Annotated in this window: 19 protein-coding genes and 1 tRNA gene; 6 read left to right on the top strand and 14 right to left on the bottom strand. The window is 66.9% G+C overall.

Annotated features, from left to right (window positions below; translation table 11 throughout):
• Positions 1 to 48 precede the first annotated feature (48 nt).
• Together ACFWCK_RS04265 and ACFWCK_RS04260 are read left to right on the top strand one after the other, a co-directional pair.
• Positions 49 to 1,305, top strand: coding sequence for an LCP family protein (locus ACFWCK_RS04265; protein ID WP_378804724.1), 1,257 nt, complete (start codon positions 49 to 51; stop codon positions 1,303 to 1,305).
• Between the two features lie 294 nt (positions 1,306 to 1,599).
• A tRNA-Ser gene (locus tag ACFWCK_RS04260) sits at positions 1,600 to 1,691 on the top strand.
• A gap of 12 nt (positions 1,692 to 1,703) precedes the next feature.
• Here ACFWCK_RS04260 and ACFWCK_RS04255 read toward each other — a convergent pair.
• The 7 genes from ACFWCK_RS04255 to ACFWCK_RS04225 are packed head-to-tail and all read right to left on the bottom strand — an operon-like array spanning position 1,704 to position 5,610.
• A complete protein-coding gene (locus tag ACFWCK_RS04255; protein ID WP_378804723.1) occupies positions 1,704 to 2,843 on the bottom strand; it encodes a tyrosine-type recombinase/integrase in 1,140 nt (379 codons plus the stop codon).
• Complete coding sequence (locus tag ACFWCK_RS04250; protein ID WP_378804722.1) at positions 2,840 to 3,025, bottom strand: helix-turn-helix domain-containing protein; 186 nt, start codon at positions 3,023 to 3,025, stop codon at positions 2,840 to 2,842. Before ACFWCK_RS04250 ends, ACFWCK_RS04255 begins: the two co-directional genes overlap by 4 nt.
• Entirely contained in the window at positions 3,018 to 3,182 is a 165-nt protein-coding gene (locus tag ACFWCK_RS04245; RefSeq protein WP_378804721.1) for a hypothetical protein, read from the bottom strand. Before ACFWCK_RS04245 ends, ACFWCK_RS04250 begins: the two co-directional genes overlap by 8 nt.
• The gene (locus tag ACFWCK_RS04240) at positions 3,179 to 4,516 is read right to left on the bottom strand and encodes an FtsK/SpoIIIE domain-containing protein (RefSeq protein ID WP_378804720.1); all 1,338 of its coding nucleotides are present in this window, start codon (positions 4,514 to 4,516) and stop codon (positions 3,179 to 3,181) included. Before ACFWCK_RS04240 ends, ACFWCK_RS04245 begins: the two co-directional genes overlap by 4 nt.
• Positions 4,517 to 4,530: 14 nt before the next feature.
• Positions 4,531 to 4,857 (bottom strand): hypothetical protein, encoded by a 327-nt coding sequence (locus tag ACFWCK_RS04235; protein WP_378804719.1) that lies wholly within the window; start codon positions 4,855 to 4,857, stop codon positions 4,531 to 4,533.
• Positions 4,854 to 5,198, bottom strand: coding sequence for a hypothetical protein (locus ACFWCK_RS04230; protein WP_378804718.1), 345 nt, complete (start codon positions 5,196 to 5,198; stop codon positions 4,854 to 4,856). The genes ACFWCK_RS04235 and ACFWCK_RS04230 overlap by 4 nt, the downstream gene beginning before the upstream one ends.
• A 28-nt stretch (positions 5,199 to 5,226) precedes the next feature.
• Positions 5,227 to 5,610: a hypothetical protein gene (locus ACFWCK_RS04225; protein ID WP_378804716.1), complete on the bottom strand. Its 384-nt coding sequence runs from the start codon at positions 5,608 to 5,610 to the stop codon at positions 5,227 to 5,229.
• 540 nt (positions 5,611 to 6,150) lie between these two features.
• On the opposite strand from ACFWCK_RS04225, the gene ACFWCK_RS04220 reads away from it, so the two are divergent.
• On the top strand, positions 6,151 to 6,873 hold the full coding sequence (locus ACFWCK_RS04220; protein WP_378804715.1) for a TIGR02391 family protein: 723 nt from the start codon (positions 6,151 to 6,153) through the stop codon (positions 6,871 to 6,873).
• 281 nt (positions 6,874 to 7,154) lie between these two features.
• Here ACFWCK_RS04220 and ACFWCK_RS04215 read toward each other — a convergent pair whose 3' ends face one another.
• Positions 7,155 to 8,222: a replication initiator gene (locus ACFWCK_RS04215; RefSeq protein ID WP_378804714.1), complete on the bottom strand. Its 1,068-nt coding sequence runs from the start codon at positions 8,220 to 8,222 to the stop codon at positions 7,155 to 7,157.
• A 247-nt stretch (positions 8,223 to 8,469) separates the two neighbouring features.
• On the opposite strand from ACFWCK_RS04215, the gene ACFWCK_RS04210 reads away from it, so the two are divergent.
• The 3 genes from ACFWCK_RS04210 to ACFWCK_RS04200 are packed head-to-tail and all read left to right on the top strand — an operon-like array spanning position 8,470 to position 10,025.
• Positions 8,470 to 8,679: a DUF1653 domain-containing protein gene (locus tag ACFWCK_RS04210; protein WP_378804713.1), complete on the top strand. Its 210-nt coding sequence runs from the start codon at positions 8,470 to 8,472 to the stop codon at positions 8,677 to 8,679.
• Positions 8,680 to 8,738: 59 nt separating this feature from the next.
• Complete coding sequence (locus tag ACFWCK_RS04205; RefSeq protein ID WP_378804712.1) at positions 8,739 to 9,152, top strand: DUF1801 domain-containing protein; 414 nt, start codon at positions 8,739 to 8,741, stop codon at positions 9,150 to 9,152.
• Between the two features lie 60 nt (positions 9,153 to 9,212).
• Positions 9,213 to 10,025, top strand: a complete 813-nt coding sequence (locus ACFWCK_RS04200) for an isocitrate lyase/phosphoenolpyruvate mutase family protein (protein ID WP_378804711.1) — start codon at positions 9,213 to 9,215, stop codon at positions 10,023 to 10,025.
• 16 nt (positions 10,026 to 10,041) lie between these two features.
• Here the strand turns inward: ACFWCK_RS04200 and ACFWCK_RS04195 are convergent, their stop codons facing one another.
• The 6 genes from ACFWCK_RS04195 to ACFWCK_RS04170 all read right to left on the bottom strand — a co-directional run bounded on the left by ACFWCK_RS04195 (position 10,042) and on the right by ACFWCK_RS04170 (position 14,467).
• A complete protein-coding gene (locus tag ACFWCK_RS04195) occupies positions 10,042 to 11,010 on the bottom strand; it encodes an aldo/keto reductase (RefSeq protein WP_378804710.1) in 969 nt (322 codons plus the stop codon).
• Positions 11,007 to 11,384, bottom strand: coding sequence for a MerR family transcriptional regulator (locus ACFWCK_RS04190; RefSeq protein WP_233312228.1), 378 nt, complete (start codon positions 11,382 to 11,384; stop codon positions 11,007 to 11,009). The genes ACFWCK_RS04195 and ACFWCK_RS04190 overlap by 4 nt, the downstream gene beginning before the upstream one ends.
• 51 nt (positions 11,385 to 11,435) lie before the next feature.
• Positions 11,436 to 11,831 carry a VOC family protein gene (locus ACFWCK_RS04185; RefSeq protein ID WP_233312227.1) on the bottom strand — a complete coding sequence of 132 codons (396 nt, stop codon included), beginning with the start codon at positions 11,829 to 11,831 and terminating at the stop codon, positions 11,436 to 11,438.
• An 88-nt stretch (positions 11,832 to 11,919) separates the two neighbouring features.
• A complete protein-coding gene (locus ACFWCK_RS04180; RefSeq protein ID WP_378804708.1) occupies positions 11,920 to 12,636 on the bottom strand; it encodes a DUF624 domain-containing protein in 717 nt (238 codons plus the stop codon).
• Positions 12,633 to 13,541, bottom strand: coding sequence for a carbohydrate ABC transporter permease (locus tag ACFWCK_RS04175; protein ID WP_378804707.1), 909 nt, complete (start codon positions 13,539 to 13,541; stop codon positions 12,633 to 12,635). Before ACFWCK_RS04175 ends, ACFWCK_RS04180 begins: the two co-directional genes overlap by 4 nt.
• Positions 13,541 to 14,467, bottom strand: coding sequence for a carbohydrate ABC transporter permease (locus tag ACFWCK_RS04170; RefSeq protein ID WP_233312224.1), 927 nt, complete (start codon positions 14,465 to 14,467; stop codon positions 13,541 to 13,543). The genes ACFWCK_RS04175 and ACFWCK_RS04170 overlap by 1 nt, the downstream gene beginning before the upstream one ends.
• Positions 14,468 to 14,493 lie beyond the last annotated feature (26 nt).

Raw genomic sequence — 14,493 nt, 5'->3', positions numbered from 1 at the left:
CAGGGTGGCGCGGGTCACCCGCCGAATCGTGAAAGGCACCGTGTGAGCGTGACGTCCCGATCCCGACGCCCCGTCGCCGGACACGGCCAGCTGCGCCGTCCGAGCGCCTGGAGCCAGCTGATGAAGATCGTCGGCATCGCCATGGCCGTGGTGCTCGTCTCCGGCGTCTCCGTCGCGGCGTACGTCGCCTACGATCTGGGCCACACCTTCAGCGCGAACGCCGTCGCCCTGGACGGCGAGAAGTCGGTGCCGCCGGACATCGGCGCGATCAAGGGCGGCGTGAACATGCTGCTCGTGGGCAGCGACATCTGCGAGGCGAAGTTCTCCGCGGAGTTCGGCGACCGCTGCTCGGATCCGGGCAACGAGGGCGAGCGCAACGACACGAACCTGCTGCTGCACATCTCCGACGCCCCGCGCCGCGTCACCGTCATCACGTTCCCGCGCGACCTCATGGTCCCGATCCCGTCGTGCACCGATGCGCAGGGCAACGCGACCAGCGAGATGTCCAAGCAGCCGATCAACGTCACGCTCGAGACGGGCGGGCTGAACTGCGTCGCTCGCACCATTCACGAGGTCTCCGGGCTCGACATCCAGTTCGCCGCCAAGGTCACCTGGGGCGGCGTGATCGAGATCACGAACGCGATCGGCGGCGTGGACGTCTGCATCGCGAACGGCATCACGGATCCCGACACCGCCCTCAACCTCACGCCGGGCACGCACACCCTGCAGGGCTACGAGGCGCTCCAGTTCCTGCGCACCCGGCACGGCGTCGGCGACGGCAGCGACCTCGGACGCGGCAGCAACCAGCAGGTGTACATGGCGTCATTGGCGCGCAAGATGGTGTCCGCCCAGGTGCTGGGCAACCCCGCCACGCTGCTCAAGCTCGCCAACACGGTGATGTCGAACGTCACCCCCAGCACCACCCTGACCAGCCCGACGCTGCTCGTGCAGATCGCCCTGGCGATGAAGGACGTGCCGCTGGACCAGATCAACTTCGTGAACTACCCGGTGCTCACCGACCCCGACAACCCGAACAAGGTCGTGCCCGACACCGATAGCGCCGACCAGCTCTGGTCCGCCCTCGCCGCGAACCAGCCGATCCAGGTCGCCGGCCAGCGCGACGATGCGGTCGTCTCCGCGACGCCGACACCGACCGACTCGGCGACGACCGATCCCGCGACGACGGATCCGTCCGCGACGCCGACGCCCGGCGCGACCGGCGGTCCCGTCGAGCTCCCGAAGAACGTCTCCGGCCAGTCGGCCGCGCAGCAGACCTGCTCGAACGGCAACGGCTTCAGCGGCTGACGCGCTTCCACGCCCGGCGGCGGCGCTGGCTCGCTCGCAGCGCACCCGGGGGCGGTGCCGGCCGCACGCGGCGGTCGGGTGCCCTGCCCGCGGGTGCGCGGGGTGACGATCGGCACACCATGTCACGATCGGCACACCTCTTGGCGTGGAACCGTGTGCTGATCGTGACACCCTGTGCTGATCGTCGCACTCCGCGCGTGTCGCCCCAGACGCGGGCGCTCGAGATCCGGTCGGTTCGCAGCACCCCGCGGCGTCCGTTAGGATGGTCCCTGGTGTTCGGCCTGCCGGACATCTGGAGACGTCGCATAGTCAGGCCTAGTGCACCACCCTGCTAAGGTGGAGTCCTCGCAAGGGGACCGAGGGTTCAAATCCCTCCGTCTCCGCCACTATTTACCTGGTCAGAGCCTGGTTTTCTCAAGCTCTTCCGGCCTTCCTCCTTCCCGTGTTTCGCGTTCGGATGCGTACTTAGGGGAGTGTGAGGGGAGCGGCGCGTTCAGACGGCGCAGTGCCTCGATGTCCTGCGCCTCTCCGAGAACGTGCGCGTAGACCTTCAGAACCGTGCGCGGATCGTCGCCCAACCAGGCGGCAACCTGGTTGATCGGGACGCCCTGGCGAAGCCACGTGCTGGCCGCATAGTGCCGCAGATCATGGATCGTGTGCTCCGGTGAGGTTGTCGTCCAGGCGACGGCACGACGGAAGTAGGTGCCGCGCAGTTGCAGGCCGGTCGCGCTCGTGGCCAGGTAATCGGTCGGACCCTTGCCGGACGCCCATTCGTGGGCGATCTCGTGCGCACGTGTGACGAGGGGAACCGTACGGCGTCCACGCACTGACTTCGGGGCCTTCTCGGCGTAGCCATCGCTCTGTGCGCGAAGCACCCGCACGGCAGGGAATGGAAGGTCTTGCAGATCGGCAACGCGAAGAGCACGCAGCTCCGACCAGCGGAGTCCCGTGAGACTCAACCACTCGGTGATGAGCGCTCCGTGCGGAGACCGGTCCCGCTGAGCGTCGATGATCGCGACAACGACGGGGAACGTCAGCGGAGCCCCGTCGTGAGCTTGCACCGACCCTGAGGGCATCCGTACGCCACGGACGGGGTTGGTCGGAGTCCAGCGCTCGCGCACCGCCCACGTCCAGAGCGCCGAGAGCGTGGTGCGCAGGCGCGAAACCGTAGAGTGCGCTCGCACGCCGAGAAGATTGGTGAGAAGCGCGAGGACATCGGCCTCTGAGATCGAGCCGATGGGGCGCGCCACGAACTTCGACGGCAGCGCGGCGATGTTGTCTCGATCTGTCCGCAGCGTGTGCGGAGCGACCTGACCGGAGCGAGCGAGGAGGAACGCGGACGCCACTTCGGAGACCGGCGTGCGGGTCCGCTCCGGTGGCACGAACCCGCCACCGTGGAGCGCTTCCTTCTGCTGACGCTCCCAGAGTTCGGCAGCGCGCTTCGTCGTGAATGTTCGATCGGCAACCACTCGCCCGCCTGAGTGCAGCCGCACCCGCCATCGGACGCCTGCCGTTCCCTCCCGACGTTCGATGCTCATGCCACCAGGCCCGCAAGACGGTGCACTTCAGCGACGGGGTACATGCGACGGGCACCGACCATCAGCGGCTTGACGGGAAGGCTGCCTTCCCGGACTCGGCGCGAGACCGTGGACGGATGCACCCGAAGCAGCGAAGCAAGTTCGGCTTCCGTGTACCAAAGCTTCTCAGGTGAGTCATGCATGGTGAGTTCCCTTCTCCTGGATGCGGCGGCGTTCGGCATAGAGGGCGGCGAGACGAGCATCGTCGGCGTCCGTCCACTGTCCGCACATTGCCTTGACGATTGCAGCGCGCTCGGTGCGGAGGATGATCGCGGCAAGGGCCGTGAGTTCGTCGGTCATGAGTGCGGCTCGCGCGCGGTCGGGGCGTAGATGCGCGCCATCTCGCGCAGATCGCCGTCGGAGACCCAGAAGGCGCGGAATTGCACGATGTCACCTGTTTCGCCGTCAACGGCGAACCCCGTGCCCGGAGTCGCGCTCGGAATCAGCTCGCACCGTGCCCCGGCATCGTATGCCGATTGCCCCAGCGCCAGCACTGCGTCATCCCGGGTGCGGAATTTCAGCGCCAAGGTCTGTGTGTACAAATCACGTGACGCGAGCGCTTCCTTCCTCGGATCCTGAAGTGCGGCAATCACGACGTACCCTGCCGCCCGACCGGTGGAGAGGATGCGCTTCAGAAGCAGATCGACCTCGGCGCGAGTCTTGGCGTCGGGAGCCTGATAGATCAGGTGAGCTGCCTCGTCGATGATCAGCAGGCGGAGTGGGGTAGCCACGCTCGGCTCGATCTTTCGGTAGCCGCCCATGCGCATCGTCGTGAGCCGATCATCCAACTCCTGAACCAGGTCCAATAGGAGTTGACGGGCAGACTCGTAATCCCACGCGGAGGTGCGCACGAGCTTGACGTAGGAGCCCGCCTCCACGCCGCCCTTCAGATCGATGGCATCCACCGTCACGATCCCGTCGCGGATTCCGGGGCCGAGCCCCGCAAGAATCGACGCAATAACCGAGCCCTTGCCCGATCCCGACTGACCAACGAGCAGCGTCTGCTTCTCTGCCACCGCGAGGCGGAACGGAGTGCCGTCGGCCCGGACGCCGATGGTCAGAGGGCGGCTCAGGTCGAGCTGAGCAGGCAGCCGCACGAAGGACTTCTCGCGGAGCGGGGCGCGTGCCAGCAGCTCGACGCGAACGCGCTGAGCGCTGATCGGTCGGACCTCGACCGGGCACCCGATGATGCTCGCCAACTCCTCTGTGCGCCGCACCCAGTCCGTTGGGGTCTGGGCGTACGTCGAAGTGACGAGGACAGCGATCTCGAGCACCGGGCCGCGCGGTCCCATCGCGATCTGCTTGACCTTCGGGAACAGCCGTCGAGCACGGGGTTTGACGGGGAGCGGACCGGCGAGGCCAGAAGCGATGCACAGCGATTCCCAGCGCCGCTGAAGCCAGCGCCAGAGCTTCACGGTCTCGGGGGAGCGGTCGACCTTCGGGCGTGCCATCGTGAGAGTCCGCATCGGCTCGCGGAACAGTGACACCGTGATGAAGGTCGCCAGCGCGGCTACCGTGGCCAGCGACACCAACCAAGGTTGAAGAGCACCGAAGAACGATGCCGCCGCCGCGAGGGCCAACCAGCAGATCGTTAGCAGCAGCGCCAGCTTCGCGGTGCGTAGAGCCCATGCCATCCAACGCCGGAACATCAGCGCGTCCGATCCAGCGACGGGCAGTCGGACGACACAGACACCGAGGACTCGCCTGGGCGAGTCGCAGTGACCTGGTTCCAACCGCACGGGGGAATCGCTACGTACCCAGACTGAACGGTGCCGATCTCTTGCACCGTGGCGTCCTCAGCGGCAGGCCAGCCGCGCATTACCACCGCAATCGTCAGAACAGCGATGCACAGCGCGACAAGCCAGATCGCCATTGAGACGCAGCCTCGGAACGTGGCCGCGCTCATCGGCTCCTCGCGAGGTTCCGGAACTTGCGTTTCAACTTCGCGCGTACTCCTGATCAGCTTCAGCTTCATCGGTCGCCTTCCTTCTTCAGCTCGACGATCAACTCGTCGAGGACTTCGACATCTGCGTCGCTGTATGCAGTTCGGACGCCCGAGATCGACATGCCAGCGACTTCTGCGATGCGTTGGAGAGAGACCCGCTGTGACGCGGGGAGGCGTTCGCGCATGAACGCGATGAGGAATCGCCGCCGAAGGTTCGCCTCGACCTGCATGCGCTGGGCATCACGCAACTGCGCGAGGAGAGCATCGACCCCTCCGTCACTCATGCCCCAGCGCAGGACATCCAGCGCCCACCTGCTCATGAACGAATAGCTCGGCCACAGACTCACGATGTCCCGCGCGGAGGTGGGCATGGCAAATGCCTCCGCGGGGCTAATCGACTCAGTCATTCGATGCTCCCTGGCGTCGGCCAGCGGTCGGCTGGTCGTCGGTGATTCCAGCGGCCTCGATGGACACTCCAAGGTCATACCCGTCGCGGTTGTTGCGGATGGTGAGCGTCGGATTCGCCAGCGTGAGCACCTGACCGAACTCGACCGCAGGCAGTTCAGCCAGCGGCGTGCTCACACGGACGGACCCCACCGTCCCGCCCAGCAGCTCGCAATTGACGGTCGCCTCGAAGCCGTAGAGCGGCTCTCCCTGAGCGTTGGTCTTGGGTACGTCCGTGCGCGAGCCATTCACGTAGACGCTCTGGGGACGGGGCGCGGTGACCTGCTGGAACCGCACCGGGATCGTGGCGGGAACGGGGATCGTAACGGCGTTGGACATGTTCTGCTCCGTGTCTTCTCTCGTAGTTGTTCAGCGGGGTGCGTTTCCGCCGCTGTGGCACTGAGAATTACACGGCGTTGGGCATGTTGCAAGCTGCCGATTAGCCTTCTGATCTGGGATTTACTTGCAAGTTGCTTGCGAGTTGCAAGCAAGGACGCGGGCGTCATTATCGACGCGCTGACGCGAGTGTCCTTGATTTCAGACGGCGACGAGGCGTGAACCTGTCAGCAAGTTGCAAGCAGCCGGTCCGTCCACGTAGTTAGTCGGTAGGCCACGCAGTCAGGGGCAGCTTCACAGGGAAGTCTCAGGAACCTTTGCCCCATTCGCACTCCGCGTCGGCCGATGCAATCGTTCACACCTACGCCGCGTTTCACGCGGCACGATCTCCGATACAGGATCAAGGCAGCCGGCTACGCCGACTGCGGCGGCGCGCGCTCGGCCGCTCGCTAAGCCTTCGGCCGCTCGGGCTCTCGCTTGGCCGCCCGTCCTGCGATGCCCGTCAACGCGATCAGTCTCGATGCGCTGCGGCAAGATAGCTACATGGCAAAGCTGGACGCGGAATGGGCGATCTCCGAGATTGACCAGTTCCTGTACGTAACTGAGCAGGTTGTCCCGGAAACTGGGGACGGGGTGGTCTTCTTCGGGACTGTCATGCGGGGGCCTGCCACCGAGGCATCAGAGCGGTCACACGTGGTCGAACAGATCTTGGATCGCGCGCTGAAAGGTTGGCGGACTGATCGGCCCGACAAGGACAAGAGCTATGCCTGGCTCAGGGATCAGGCGTCGCGGGCTAAAGCTGCCTTGGTTCGTTCGACGGAGTTGGCCGAAAGATTAGGTGACGGGGCTCCTGATATGGATGCCGCGAACCTGCACCCGTGGGCGTGGGAGAACGGGCGCTCCTACTGGAACACGGGCCACTTCCATCAGGCAGTCATGCAGGCGGCGATCAGAGTGAATGCCGAGACGCAAGCAAAGGTCGGTCGCATGGATGTATCCGAGACTGCCCTGTTCAATGAGGCGTTCTCGCTCTCCGAACCTAAAGATGGTGCCGCTCGTCTGCGTCTCGCGCAGGATGACGGAAGCAAGACCTACGAGAACCTTCACCGTGGGGCGCGCGCGTTCGCTGAAGGCTTGTATGCCGCCATCCGAAACCCGGGAATGCACACTCCAAGCGATGGGGGCGAGGAGCAATTGGCTCTAGAGCAGCTTGCCGCCTTCAGCCTCCTCGCCCGATGGGTGGATCAGGCGAACGTCCAACGCTGAATTCGCACGCTGAGTGACGGCTGCCGCGCGCCGCGGGCGGCGCTTGCCCTCGATGAGTCCTGCCGTGCTCCGTCAGATCATGGCGGTACCATGTGTCGCACCGTGGAAGAGCGGCATCGACGGAGGCATGGGACAAGAGGTCAGGCTGATGGGCATCCCGTTTCGAGAGGTGGAAGAAGCTTCGCTCGCGGCGATGACTCCAGAGGAGCGGACAAGCTTCGAGGCAGCCCTGAATGTTGAGGAGGATCACCTTCGTGCTGTCGAACTTGCTTACGCGCGATCTACGGCGCGCGGCTCGCGCAGGGCTCCTCAGCAGGAGACGGGTCATGTCGAAGGTGCCGATTCGCCCTGATCCACTCGGCGGCCTGTCGTTCTTGCTCTGACATTCCGTCCCGCTGCTCGCGTCGTCCTGCGGCTACCTCAGCTCGCATCCACGCTGTACGCTCTTCGCGCTGCTTCGTACGGGTGAGCCCTGCGAACGACCAAGAGGGGCGATCCTTGGAGCCCCGTGCGTAGAGCACCACCTGGGCCGACGAACCGAAGTTCCCGTGGATAGGGGCGGCGCAGTCTCGGGGGCCGTTCACCGGACACCGTGCGCACCACAGATCGTTCCTCGCTGCCGAGGCCAAGGCGCGAAGGTGATCGATGTGCGGAGAGCCCGTGGCTCCGGGCTCGGCCGTCAGGTCGTTCTCGTCTACGGACTTCAGTGCGTAGCCGAGCGCTTTCGAGATATACCAAACGGTTTGAGCCATTTCGCCCCGCGCGGAATCCGTCGCTCCGGAGATGTACTGGCAATCGATCTGTGTGCCCCACTCGATCACGGCTCCAACATGCTGAGTGGTCGCGGCCCTGGCCACCTTCCCAATGGCCTCGGGGAAGAACGGAGCCTCCCCGTCAGGGATGCGCAAGACCACGTGATAGTGCCGAACACCTCTGCGCTGAGCTTCGATCACCGCGAAGTACGCGAGCCCGCTGAATTGGCGATGGAGGCGATGGAGCGTCGAGCGCCAGAGCGCTGAGGAGGCGTAGTTCCAGGTCACCTGGCCGAGATAGTCGTAGGTTGTCGGATCGACGGCTGCGCCAGTCTCATCCACCTTGCCGAAGCTCGGTGCGGTGAGAGTGAGAAACGCGTAGCGGTAGCCCTCGACGACTGTGCCATCCTCGTCGAATATGCCCGAGCGTGCGATGGCGGCCCAGTCGCCTCGGTACAGTTCCGCGCAGCTCTCGCATTCGGCCTTGAGGCGGCTGCCGCATCGTACCCACACGCCGGGCTTGGCTTCATACGGCCGGGCGCAATAGCGTGCGCGGATGAGCTCGTAGAACTCGCGATCCACGGTCAGTGGGTCCATCGCCCGAGCGGCCGAACCAGGGGAGCGTCAGGGGAGTGGAGGACTCTGAGCAGGCAGAGACACCGCGTGCATGACGTGCGTCAGCCCGCGACATTGCGCTCATCGTGTGCGTTCTCTGGCACTGCTAAGGTGGAGTCCTCGCAAGGGGACCGAGGGTTCAAATCCCTCCGTCTCCGCCATAATCCCTGATCGGGTCCTCTTCTCCGAGGATGTCGGATCCTGCATGCGTGACGGTGAGGAGCCGGTGATGTCCGTGACTCCCGGCATCTATCAGCACTTCAAGGGCGCCCGCTACGAGGTGATCGCGGTCGGTCGGCACAGCGAGACCGAGGAACAGCTGGTCTTCTACCGCAAGCTCTACGACGACTACGGCTACTGGGCCCGGCCGCTGGCGATATTCGAGGAGCACGTCGAGCGCGACGGGTACAGCGGGCCGCGCTTCGCCCGCATCGTCTGAGCGACGTGGAACCGTGCCGTTCCCGTGGCGGTGTCCGTGCCGTGCGCGATGATGGCAGCATGGCCGAGATCAAGACCCAGCCCACGACGGCGGACGTCCATGCGTTCCTCGAGGCCGCGACGCCCGAGCGCCGCCGGCTCGACGGGATCGCGCTCGCCGAGCTCTTCGACGAGGTGACGGGCGCCGCACCCGTGCTGTGGGGGCCGACGATGGTCGGCTACGGCAGCTATCGCTATCGCGGCGCCAGCAGCGAGGGCGACTGGCCCAAGGTCGCGTTCTCGCCCCGCAAGGCGCAGCTGTCGCTCTACGGTCTGAAGGACCTCCCCGCAGGTGCCGAGCTGCTGCCGAGCCTCGGAAAGTTCACCGAGGGGCGCGGCTGCGTCTACGTCCGCAAGCTCGACGACATCGACCTCGGCGTGCTGCGCCGCCTCATCGAGATCGCGTGGAACCGCCCCGACGACCCGGAGCGATGATGCGCCGTTGACGGACGCCATCGCGGCGGAGTAGTCCGGAACCAGCATCCAGGAGGGGTCATGTCGAACGATCGTGCCACCGCTTTCCTCGCGCTGCACCACGGCAGGGGCTTCGTGCTGCCGAACGCGTGGGATCCGGGATCCGCGCGAATACTCGCCCAGCTCGGCTTCCCCGCGATCGCGACGACGAGCGCCGGGATCGCGTGGTCGCTCGGCGTGCCGGACGGCGGCGCGCTCGACCTCGACACCATGCTCGAGAAGGTCGCGGCGATCGTCGCCGCGGTCGACGTGCCGGTGACCGCGGACCTCGAGGCGGGGTACGGCGATGATGCTCAGGACGTCGCGCGCACGGTGCTGCGCGCGACCGAGATCGGCGCGGTCGGCGGCAACCTCGAGGACACCGCGGACGGCGTGCTGTTCGGCATCGACGAGGCGGCCGAGCGGATCGCGGCCGCACGCGGGGTCGCGCCGCGCGGCACGTTCGTGTTGAACGCCCGCACCGACGCCTACTTCTTCGGCGGGACCACGGATCCGTTCGCCGAGACGGTGGCGCGGGCGCAGCGCTATGTCGAGGCCGGGGCGGACTGCGTCTTCGTGCCCGGGGTGAACGACGAGGAGACGATCCGGCGCCTCGCCGCGGAGATCCCCGCCCCGCTGAACATCGTGGCCGGGCTCGCCGCGCACGTCATCCCTGCGCCGGAGCTCTTCGCGCTCGGGGTGAAGCGGGTGAGCCTCGGCGGCAGCCTCGCCCGCGCCGCGCTCACCGCACTCGAACGTGCCGGGCGTGAACTGCTCGGCACGGGCACGCTCGGGTTCCTGGACGGAGCCCTCCCGTATGCAGAGGTGCAGCGCCGGTTCGCCGACGGAGACTGAACCGGCGCCGCCCTCCTCAGCGTCCGATGCTCGACATGTCGGCGTAGCGGTCGCCCGCGGCCGACGGCAGCGCCCCGAGCGCGGCGAGCTGCTCCTCCGAGAGCACGAGCGCGTCGGCGGCGACGTTCTCCTCGAGGCGGGACACCCGCTTCGTCCCGGGGATCGGCGCGACGTCGTCGCCCTGCGCGAGCACCCACGCCAGGGCGACCTGGGCAGGCGTCGCTCCCAGGTCGGCGGCGACCTCCTCGACGGCGTCGACGATGCGCAGGTTGGCATCGAGGTTCTCGCCGACGAAGCGCGGGTTGCTCCGCCGGAAGTCGCCGGCGTCGAGGGATTCGGCGGAGCGGATCGCTCCGGTGAGGAAGCCCCGGCCGAGCGGCGAGTACGGCACGAGACCGATGCCCAGCTCGCGCAGCACCGGCAGCAGCTGCTCGGCGGGCTCCCGGGTCCACAGCGAGTACTCGGTCTCCAGCGCGGTCACGGGGTGTACTGCATGCGCGCGGCGCAGCGTCTCCTCGCCGGCCTCCGAGAGCCCGTAGTGCAGGATCTTCCCCTCGGCGACCAGTTCGGCGAGGGTGCCGACGGTGTCCTCGATGGGAGTCCGGGGATCCATCCGGTGCTGGTAGTAGAGATCGATCCTGTCGGTGCCGAGGCGCTGCAGCGATCCCTCGACCGAGCGGCGCACGTTCTCCGGGGTCCCGTCGAGCCGTCGTCCGCCGTCCGCCCCTGCGTGGATGCCGAACTTCGTCGCGATCACGACGCCGTCGCGTCGTCCCGCGAGCGCCCGGCCGACCAGCTCCTCATTCGTGTGCGGACCGTACATCTCGGCGGTGTCGAGCATGGTCACGCCGAGATCGAGCGCGCGGTGGATCGTGCGGATGGACTCGGTCTCGTCCGTGTTCGCACCGGAGTAGAAGGCCGACATGCCCATGCAGCCGAGGCCGAGCCGGCCGACGGAGAGGGTGCCGAGGGTTGCGTGCTTCATGAGAGCCTTTCGGAGTAGAGAGCGATCTTGATGTCGATGGCGCCGAGGGCGTCGTCCAGCTCCGCCCGCCGAGCCAGCACCGTCTCGCGGTGCTCGCGTAGCAGGGCGAGACGGTCCGCGCTCGTGCCGTCGCCGGCTCGGGCGAGTTCGACGTAGCGTCGAAGGGTCGCGATCGGCATGGCGGTGGAGCGGAGTTTGCGCAGGAAACCGAGCCAGGCGATGTCCCCGTCGGTGTACCGGCGACGGTCGGACGACTCCCGATCGACGGGCGCCAGCAGCAGCCCCTCCCGCTCGTAGTAGCGCAGGGTGTGCGCGGTCAGCCCGAGCTCGTGCGCCGCCTCGGAGATCGAGCGCGTCGTGGTGGTTTCCGGCATGCGCCCCACGCTACGACTTCGAGTGCACTCGAAGTCAAGAAGGGGATTCGATCAGCCCGCAGCGAGCACCGACAGCACGTTGCCGGCCGGGTCGGTGAACCAGGCGATGTCCGGACCGCGGCCCGGTCCGCCGTGCGCGATGCCCTTCGCGTCGGTGCCGAAGTCCGGGTCCGTGTAGATCTTGGTGACGACTCCGCGCGCGTTGAGGTCGTCGACCGCCGCCTCGACGTCGTCGACGGGGAAGTTCAGGATGGTGAAGCTCGCCGGGGTGTGGTTCGGCTTGGCGTACACGAGGATGGATCCGCCCTGCGGCAGCCGGATATCGAGGAAGCCCATCGGGTTCGTGGACACCTCGAGGCCGAGGGTCTCGCCGTAGAAGGTACGGGCGGCGTCGATGTCGTCGACGCTGAAGCCGCTGAACGCGTGCGTGGTCTGGAAGCCGGTCATGGCTCCAGCATGCGCTCGGAAGGCGTACGCGTCCAGGGCGGATCGGTTTCGCTGCGGCGCGGGTGGGACTCCCGATCACGGCCAGAGGTCAGCCTGCGACGGACTCCGCCTCCACCGCACGGCGGAACGCGAACTCGGCGTTGGTGAACACGACGTAGAGCAGGAGCCCAGGGACGAGGGCGCCGAGCACGGGCTGCACGATGACCGCGGCTGCCGAGATCCCGAGCAGAGCGAGCGCGAACACGCTGAAGTACCAGCGCCGCACCGACAGGTAGACCGCGGCCTTCGCGATCGCCCGCACCGACGCCTGCGGATACAGCACGATGCCGGCCAGCGTCGAGGTGCAGGTCGCCAGAGCCCAGGCCGCGACCACGGCGAGCGTCGGCGCGAGCAGCGGCGCCCAGACGGTGCCGGTCAGGATCGCGCCGTCGTACAGGACGAATCCGATCACGAGCGCTGTGATGAGGCCGAGCAGAGCGGCCGGCGCGCCGCGGGCGCGGTACCCGTGCCAGAACGCGGCGAACGGCCGCGGGGGCTCGTCGCCGCGCAGGCGGCGGAACACCTCGAACGCGCCGGCCAGCGAGGGGGCGAGCGTGAGCGAGAGCAGCAGCACGGTCGGCCACGCCTGCAGCGCGTCGTGCGAGACGAACAGGAGCACCGCGAGCGGCAGGTTCGCGAGCACGAGCAGCAGATCGACCATCAGGATCGCGTACGCGTACCCGAACATCGATTCCATGGTCTCCTGCCGCAGGCGCGGGAGGCCCCGCCGCCGCGATCCGCTGCGTTCGCCGGTCACGACGCTCACCCCTTCATCCCGCTCGTCGCGATGCCGGCGATGAAATAGCGCTGCCCGGCGAGGAAGATGACCAGGATCGGGACGATCGAGATCACGGATCCGGTCATGATCAGGGCGTACTGCGCCGAATACTGGCCGATGAACGACTTGAGCCCGATCTGCACGGTCCACAGCTCGTTGCTGGAGAGGTAGATGAACGGACCCATGTAGTCGTTCCAGGTGTTCACGAACGTGAGCAGGGCCAGCGAGGCGAGCGCGGGCTTCGAGAGCGGCAGGATGATCCGCGCCCAGATGCCGTAGTCGCTGAGCCCGTCGATCCGCGCGGCCTCGTTGAGCTCGTCGGGGATCGTCATGTAGTACTGGCGCATCAGGAAGACGCCGAACGCGCCGAACGCCTGCAGCAGGATGAGCGCCGTGAACGTGTTCGTCAGGCCCGCCTTCTGCATCATCACGTACTGCGGGATCATGTACGCCTGCCACGGCACCGCGATCGTCGCGATGTACGCCAGGAACAGGGCGTCCCGGCCGGGGAAGCGCACCTTGGAGAAACCGTAGGCGGCGAAGCTGCCGGTGAGCACCTGCAGGATCGTGATGACGATCGCGAGGAACGCGGAGTTCGCGAGGTAACCGGCCATCGGGATCTGGGTCCAGATCGCCGCATAGTTGCTCCACACGAAGGTGGTCGGCAGCCATTGGACGGGCACCGTGAGCACCTCGTCGTCGTGCTTGAACGACGAGGACAGCATCCACAGGAACGGCAGCAGCACGACGGCCAGCAGGACGACGAGCAGCAGGTACATCGCAATGCGGCCGATCCGGGCGCGGACCTGTCGCCTGCCGTGCCGGGCAGGGGCCGGGGCGACGGTGTGCCCGTCGTCGAGCTCCTGGGCGAGGTCGGAAATGAGGGTGGACATCAGCGCTCCCGCCTCTGCTGGATCCGGAACTGGAAGACGGTGACGACGAGGACGATGAGGAACAGCACGAGCGAGATCGCCGAGGAGTACCCGAACTGGCCGTTCAGGATGCCGTCCTGGTAGATGAGCTGCGACAGCACGAGCGTCGCTCGGCCCGGACCGCCGCCGGTCATCACGAAGATGAGGTCGAAGACCTTGAAACTCGACACGCTGAGCAGCACGAGCACGAGGAACGTCGTGGGCCGCAGGGACGGCAGCGTGATGTTCCAGAAGGTGCGCCAGCGTCCCGCGCCGTCCATCGCCGCCGCCTCGTAGTACTCGTGCGGGATCGCCTGGAGGCCGGCGAGGAAGAGCACCATGTAGTAGCCCATGTCGCGCCACACGCTGGTGATGATCACCGCGGGCAGCGCCCAGCCGGTGCTCGAGGTCCACCCCGGCGGATTCGCGACGCCGAGCAGATGCAGGAACTGGTTGATCGGTCCGTTCACCGGATCGAAGAGCATGTTCCACACGATCGCGATGGCGACGAGCGAGGTGATGTAGGGGAAGAAGATCGCGACCCGGAAGAACGCGATGCCGCGCAGCTTCTGGTTGAGCAGGATCGCGAGGCCGAGCGAGCACACGAGTGTGAGCGGCACGTGACCGATCGCGTAGAGCAGGGTGTTGCCGAGGGCGACGTGGAAGTTCTGGTCGGCGAACAGGCGCGTGAAGTTCTTGATCCCGGCGAACGTGGGCGGGTTGTAGGCATCCCAGTTCATGAACGCCAGCACGAAGGCGGCGAGCACGGGCACCAGGGTGAACAGCGCGAAACCGAGGAAGTTCGGCAGGATGAAGCTCCAGCCGACGAGGATGCTGCGCCGGCGCATCCGGCGGCTCGCCACGGAACGCGCCGGGGCCGCGGACGGCTGGTCGGTGAGGGTGGTCATGATGTCTCTGCTCCGGATCGGGGGAG

This window comes from Microbacterium sp. NPDC060117 (assembly GCF_042729315.1).
Taxonomy (GTDB): Bacteria; Actinomycetota; Actinomycetes; order Actinomycetales; family Microbacteriaceae; genus Microbacterium.
Note: the sequence above shows the minus strand (reverse complement) of the source record. Positions and strands in the feature narration are given on the sequence as shown.

What these genes read in the sequence shown, in the direction of transcription:
- ACFWCK_RS04230 (WP_378804718.1), bottom strand. Translation starts at nt 5,198, where the DNA reads ATGCCCACCTCCGCGCGGGACATCGTGAGTCTGTGGCCGAGCTATTCG.
- ACFWCK_RS04170 (WP_233312224.1), bottom strand. Translation starts at nt 14,467, where the DNA reads ATGACCACCCTCACCGACCAGCCGTCCGCGGCCCCGGCGCGTTCCGTG.
- ACFWCK_RS04240 (WP_378804720.1), bottom strand. Translation starts at nt 4,516, where the DNA reads ATGGCATGGGCTCTACGCACCGCGAAGCTGGCGCTGCTGCTAACGATC.
- ACFWCK_RS04190 (WP_233312228.1), bottom strand. Translation starts at nt 11,384, where the DNA reads ATGCCGGAAACCACCACGACGCGCTCGATCTCCGAGGCGGCGCACGAG.
- ACFWCK_RS04185 (WP_233312227.1), bottom strand. Translation starts at nt 11,831, where the DNA reads ATGACCGGCTTCCAGACCACGCACGCGTTCAGCGGCTTCAGCGTCGAC.
- ACFWCK_RS04235 (WP_378804719.1), bottom strand. Translation starts at nt 4,857, where the DNA reads ATGAAGCTGAAGCTGATCAGGAGTACGCGCGAAGTTGAAACGCAAGTT.
- ACFWCK_RS04195 (WP_378804710.1), bottom strand. Translation starts at nt 11,010, where the DNA reads ATGAAGCACGCAACCCTCGGCACCCTCTCCGTCGGCCGGCTCGGCCTC.
- ACFWCK_RS04220 (WP_378804715.1), top strand. Translation starts at nt 6,151, where the DNA reads ATGGCAAAGCTGGACGCGGAATGGGCGATCTCCGAGATTGACCAGTTC.
- ACFWCK_RS04225 (WP_378804716.1), bottom strand. Translation starts at nt 5,610, where the DNA reads ATGTCCAACGCCGTTACGATCCCCGTTCCCGCCACGATCCCGGTGCGG.
- ACFWCK_RS04215 (WP_378804714.1), bottom strand. Translation starts at nt 8,222, where the DNA reads ATGGACCCACTGACCGTGGATCGCGAGTTCTACGAGCTCATCCGCGCA.
- ACFWCK_RS04205 (WP_378804712.1), top strand. Translation starts at nt 8,739, where the DNA reads ATGGCCGAGATCAAGACCCAGCCCACGACGGCGGACGTCCATGCGTTC.
- ACFWCK_RS04255 (WP_378804723.1), bottom strand. Translation starts at nt 2,843, where the DNA reads ATGAGCATCGAACGTCGGGAGGGAACGGCAGGCGTCCGATGGCGGGTG.
- ACFWCK_RS04245 (WP_378804721.1), bottom strand. Translation starts at nt 3,182, where the DNA reads ATGACCGACGAACTCACGGCCCTTGCCGCGATCATCCTCCGCACCGAG.
- ACFWCK_RS04175 (WP_378804707.1), bottom strand. Translation starts at nt 13,541, where the DNA reads ATGTCCACCCTCATTTCCGACCTCGCCCAGGAGCTCGACGACGGGCAC.
- ACFWCK_RS04250 (WP_378804722.1), bottom strand. Translation starts at nt 3,025, where the DNA reads ATGCATGACTCACCTGAGAAGCTTTGGTACACGGAAGCCGAACTTGCT.
- ACFWCK_RS04210 (WP_378804713.1), top strand. Translation starts at nt 8,470, where the DNA reads ATGTCCGTGACTCCCGGCATCTATCAGCACTTCAAGGGCGCCCGCTAC.
- ACFWCK_RS04200 (WP_378804711.1), top strand. Translation starts at nt 9,213, where the DNA reads ATGTCGAACGATCGTGCCACCGCTTTCCTCGCGCTGCACCACGGCAGG.